This is a genomic window from Nitrosomonas sp. ANs5 (genome assembly GCF_050584665.1).
Taxonomy (GTDB): Bacteria; Pseudomonadota; Gammaproteobacteria; order Burkholderiales; family Nitrosomonadaceae; genus Nitrosomonas.
In genome coordinates this window covers 1-5,685 of record NZ_JBEUDO010000090.1, presented here as the reverse complement: position 1 = coordinate 5,685, position 5,685 = coordinate 1, and the positions used below count along the sequence as shown (strand labels likewise).

Here is a 5,685-nt window from a genome sequence, read left to right as displayed (position 1 = left end):
CATGCGCGATCTGTGCACTGAATCCATTCCAATCAATCGCGCCAGATGTCAGCATGTGCTGCATAGCCTGGTGATCAACCTCGTTTACTTCGCCCATGCGCAGCATAGTCTCTCGATCAGATTGAAATAGTCCGCGCAGATAACCATAAAACGTCGCTGTTGAATCGCGCGTCGAGGATACGAAAAATGATGAAAATGACGATAAATGCGCGCTAAGCGCTTCTGGGAGGCCCTGTAAGGCAGATTTGAGAGACTGTTTAGTATTTTCACGACATGATCGTGATTAACTTATATAAAACAATAGCTTATTATATATTAACTTGATGCCCTATTGGAATTATTTGAATCTGACAAAGTAGAACTAATTCGATCAACAGGGTCAGGCTGGGTTGATTATGACTTTCCATCCATAACCTTCCGATTTACTATTGCCTCCCCTTGGCGTGAGCGAAGTAATTCCACTGGCTAAGTATAAGTTAACATAAGACCTGACCCCTTACACATGGCCCCTTACGCGGCTTGACGCGAATGCGTTCACGGAGTTGGTCAAGTAGCTTCATAGGCTTCCCCATCCGTCAAAATTTATGCGTACATAAAGTCAATATCAACTCTATCAGCATGATATTTCATCATATTTTTATCGCATTCTTGACTTAGCCGGCATTATGATCTAGTTTTCATGCCTGTCTAAATCTAGTTCGGCGGGGAGGATAATGAGATGAAGCGTGATCTTGATCTGATGCGCGATCTCCTGATTCAAGTGGAGGAGACGACGTCAGAAGACCGAGAAATCGGCCGAAATCCATGGCGGATCTTTGATGCACCCGGGCGTTCGAACGAAGTTGTTCGATACCACGTGCGCCTGCTGATGGAGCGCGAGTTGTTTCATCCGGAATCGATCAAGCTTGACGGACAAGACCAAGCGGGAAGGCCGGTCGCAAAGTTCCTTCCGGACGCTCTGAACGATCATGGGCATAACTTCCTGGCCTCGATTCGGGACGACGAAGTATGGACGAAGACTAAAGCCAAACTAAAAAGAACGAGCGGTAATGCTGCTCTTGAGGTCGTCGTGGAGGTCGCGAAGAGCGTCGCGCGTGGGATCATTCTCGGAGGTTGAACCCGGCTCTCGCTCTCTGACCTTCCCCCAGAGTTCACTGCAGAAACGGTGGTATAGCACTTGAGTGGTGACGGCACGCCGAACAACAGCTTGAACTCGACCGGCTTCTCCGCTGGCGCTCCGAAGCCGGCGGGTTAAGCTGGCCGTTATGCATAAACAGGGATAATAAATATCGTGGCAATCCCAGATTACCAAACGCTAATGCTCCCGGTATTAAGATTGGCATCAGACGGGAACGAACATAAATTCAGCAAGGCAGTTGAAGAACTGGCTGATGAATTCAATCTTTCGACAGAAGAAAGAAATGAGCTCCTTCCGAGTGGCAGTCAAGCCGTTTTTAACAATCGTGTAGGTTGGGCACGTTCTTACCTGAAACAGGCAGGCTTGCTTGCGTCGCCAAAACGTGGCTTTTTTACTATCACGCAAAAAGGGACTGAATTACTGGCAACAAATCCATCACGCATTGATGCATCGACTCTTCAGCAATTTCCTGAGTTTATCGAGTTCAAAAACCGAAAAAAGGAAAAAGGCGAAGAAGACGAAACAGAATTGGCGCCCACCTCAGAGCAAGAATCCACCTTAACGCCAGAGGATTCTCTAGCGTCGGCGTACAATAAACTTCGATCAGCGCTCGAGTCTGAAATTCTAATCACAGTCAAGGAATCGTCGCCTTCATTCTTTGAGCGTGTTGTTGTCGATCTCCTCGTGAAAATGGGATATGGCGGCAATCGACAAGACGCAGGAAGAGCGCTCGGCAAAAGCGGTGACGGCGGTATAGATGGAATCATCAACGAAGACCGCCTTGGCCTGGATGTCATCTATATACAAGCCAAACGATGGGAAGGTGTTGTGGGTCGCCCCGAAATACAGAAATTTGCCGGAGCATTACAAGGTCAGCGTGCAAGAAGAGGTGTATTCATCACAACATCATCGTTTACAAAAGAGGCGAGAGAATATGCGTCGGTTATTGAAACGAAAATTATTTTGATTGATGGCGAACATCTTTCCAAGCTAATGGCGGAACATAATGTTGGCGTTTCCACGGTCGGCCAGTACGAAGTAAAAAAACTGGACTCCGACTATTTTGATTATGAGTAATGCATAACGTGTAAGGGGTCAGTGTAAGGGGTCAGGTCTTTTGTTAACTTATACTTGGTCAGTGGAATTAAAGAATAGCGGCATCTGAAATGGCGAGCTGACTTTTTACCTGGTTGAGTAAAAGTGGGCGCTGAGTTTCTGAGTAAGCTCTACCTTAGTGCGTGGCCTTCGCCACTGACGCCAATATAAATGGGTATCAGAGTAACATTAACCCATATAAAGCATGACTCGGGGCCAAAACGGTTCGCTACTCCTTTCTTGTATTGGACTTTCACCAACTATCACTGGTCAGTTTGTGCTGGCGCACACCCCAGTCAATTTGCTTGCTGCGATTGATTCCATCATGCATGAATCAGTTTGCTTCAAGGCGAGCGTATAGTTTTTTCATAAGCCAGATCTGGCTCACCCACTTCCGTCAGCATCCGTTCGCGAACGAGATTGCGCAATGTTGTGGCTGCGCCCCAGGTATCTGATTCCGTTGATTGATTTGGATGAATTGCTTCGCTGATGCTTACCGAAATAGAACTATGGCGTGGAAACCAAGAGCCGGCACGCAAAATCGATCGGGAACCCCGGATGACGATAGAAGTGATCGGAACGTTTGCTTCTGCGGCAGTGATGAATGCCCCCATATGAAAGGGGAGGAGACCCGGGATGCGGCTGAAGGTACCTTCAGGAAAAAATAGTATCGGGCGGCCTTGCGCTGCTAAGCGGGTGATTCGCTTGGCGTCTTCGGCGCCTTTCTGCAGGTCAAAGCGTTCGACAAACTCAGCGCCAATTCGACGAAGAAAATGACCAGCGATAAATTGTTTGTTGAGTTCCTCTTTAGCAATAAAGCAAGCAGGTGTGGGCAATATGGCAGCAAGAATCAACCCATCCAAGTAGCTGGCGTGATTGCAAACCAAGATACAGGGTGTGCCTGGTTTGGGTAAGTGCTCAATGCCTTTTACATTAATGGGAGTCGCCGTTGCGAAGGCGAGCATTTTAGTACTTAGCCTGATCAGCTTCCAACGCCATGGCAATTTCGGGATGATGGGCATCAGCAGCCAAGTAGGCGCTGCCAGCAGTATGAGTGCAGTCCATGCGTATGTTGCGTAGGCAAATGCTTTTAATGATTGTCCCCAACGGCGCATCTGTGGGATGAATGAAATACCAAGTAAGTGAGCAACTTGCAACCAGGGTGCGCGGGATACACTAATCGTCTCCTCCTCATACATTTCCCGGCAAGCATCCCGCCTTATTTTTCCGCTTGAAGTTTTTAGTACTGTGTGTGGAGGAGCCAACACAATTTCATCGGGCGGGGCGCCTGCTAGTGTGATGACTTCACTGTTGATTTCTCCACGAATTTGTTCTAGCGTGGTGGATTGGCTTTCACGGGTTTCGGCAAGTACGATCAGTCGTTCTGTACCAGTTTCATGGTTGGTGCTGCCGAACACGGCAACACAACCTTTGCGTACGCCATCAATTTTATTGATAGCACTTTCTATTTCATCGGGATATATATTCTGTCCCGCGCGAATGATGATATCTTTCTGGCGTCCAGTAATATACACTTCGCCATCGGCAATATAAGCAAAATCACCGGAATTCAACCAGCCATCGACAAATAATTTTTTGTTATTCTCAGGATTGCGGTAATAGCCACAGGTCGTAGAAGGACCTCGGAATTGCAACAAACCTTGCTGCCTTTCTGGGAGCTCGCGTCCACTCTCATCGACAATACGAATCTCATGTTCGCTGAGCGGTTCACCACAGGACACGAAAGACAGTGCCTGTTCATCATTTTTTGCCGGAACTGCACGCGCGGTTTTCATAAAGTATTTTCGGTCGATTTTATCGATTTTTGGTCCACGGCCAACGGGGGGAAAGGAAAGCCCTACAGAGCATTCTGCCAGGCCGTATACCGGCATGAGGGCATTCAATTGAAGTCCATAGGGTGCAAAGCGTTCATAAAAACGCATTAGCGTACTGGGTAAAACAGCTTCAGCACCGTTGAACACCGCTCTCAGGGAATTCAATTGCAATCCCTTAATATCTTCATCTCGGATTCTTTTGAGACTCAGCTCGTATGCGAAGTTAGGAGCCGCGGTTAAGGTTGCCCGATTGCGATGAACGGCCCAGAGCCAGCGTTCAGGTTTCGCCAAGAAAGCCAGCGGCGACATGATGACTAGGCAGGTCGAGAAATAAAGGCTGCCTAGCCATGCGCCGATCAGTCCCATGTCGTGATATAGCGGAAGCCAGCTTACAAAAACATCGTCGGGCGCTACCTTGATGCGTTCTCCCATTACCTGGATATTGACTAGAAGGTTTGCGTGAGTCAGGGTAACCCCCTTGGGTTGTCCGGTACTTCCAGAAGTGTATTGAAGAAGCGCGATATCTTCGGATAATCGCTTAGGATAAAGAACGGTTCCCGGTTGCATGCGTAATTCGTTTGGTGTAACCACTTTCTGCAAGCTGCGAACCTGTGACATCAGTAAATGCGCGACTGTTTTTGCCTCTGGTACGGTAATGAGAATGATGGTGTGACAATTTTCCAGAATACTTCGATGGCGCAATAAATGATCTTCCAGTTGATTCATACGCGCAGGCGGATAAATGGGAACTGGAATGGCTCCGCAAATGAGAATACCGAAGAAGCTCAAGAAATAATCCCGACTGGTAGGGAGCATCAAAGATACTGTGTCCCCAGCTTTAACACCCATCTGTTGCAACCCCGAGGCGATCTGTTCCGCACCCTCTTTCAAGCACCCGTAGGTCATCACCGTTTCCTGCTCATCATCGCTATAGAATTTGATATGTGGACGATCAGGGTGAGCGTTAACATGCCAGTCAAGCACATCTACCAATGTTTCGGCTTGGCGAGGGGTTGCCATCGGTGTTTCTGGAAGCGATGGATTGAGCGGACGGGCTGCGCGTGCGTCCTTTGCGAAACTTGCGTTCAGAATTTCGCGGAATAGCTCCCGGGGGGTATCGATGGTGGCAAATACACGGTCGGGTAATTTGACGCCAAAATGAAGCTCTATGCGACTAATAAATTCAACGCGGGTTAAGCTGTCAAATCCGATATCTTTGTCGAAAGAGCTGTCGAGGGTAAGCGAATCAAGACTTTTGGAGTGAATTCTGAGCTCCATACCCAAGTCTCGGATAATTTTGAACATCTCGGAAAGCTTTTGTTCTTCAGTCACCATAGTTTCCACCATTCGAACAATTGACAGGCCCGAAGCATCCCTTGATTAAGAAAGCATATAGTCATTTGACGAGTTAAGCAAAACTGTATCCATAACGCGAGGATTTTGTTCCCCGAATCAGTCGAGCGGCAGCGGCAGCGTCATCGATATTCGCAAATCTTTCGGGCCGTAATGTCGGTTGCTTTCGATTTAATGCGTATAAGGGGTCAGGTCTTTTGTTAACTTATACTTGGTCAGTGGAATTAAAGAATATGCCTATGAACCATTTTCAGTATTTTCTGA

General features: G+C 47.7%; 3 protein-coding genes. 2 read left to right on the top strand and 1 reads right to left on the bottom strand.

The genetic code is table 11. The annotated features are described in order from the left end of the window. Window positions 1–718 precede the first annotated feature (718 nt). On the top strand, window positions 719–1,117 hold the full coding sequence (locus ABTW62_RS13335) for a DUF2513 domain-containing protein (RefSeq protein WP_430905066.1): 399 nt from the start codon (window positions 719–721) through the stop codon (window positions 1,115–1,117). A 174-nt stretch (window positions 1,118–1,291) separates the two neighbouring features. Continuing rightward, entirely contained in the window at window positions 1,292–2,215 is a 924-nt protein-coding gene (locus ABTW62_RS13330) for a restriction endonuclease (protein WP_430905065.1), read from the top strand. 362 nt (window positions 2,216–2,577) lie between these two features. Here the strand turns inward: ABTW62_RS13330 and ABTW62_RS13325 are convergent, their stop codons facing one another. Beyond that, window positions 2,578–5,403, bottom strand: a complete 2,826-nt coding sequence (locus ABTW62_RS13325; RefSeq protein WP_430905064.1) for an AMP-binding protein — start codon at window positions 5,401–5,403, stop codon at window positions 2,578–2,580. Window positions 5,404–5,685: the final 282 nt, after the last annotated feature.

Excerpts from the sequence above, each read along its gene's own strand:
- ABTW62_RS13325 (WP_430905064.1), bottom strand. The coding sequence starts at position 5,403 with ATGGTGACTGAAGAACAAAAGCTTTCCGAGATGTTCAAAATTATCCGA.
- ABTW62_RS13335 (WP_430905066.1), top strand. The coding sequence starts at position 719 with ATGAAGCGTGATCTTGATCTGATGCGCGATCTCCTGATTCAAGTGGAG.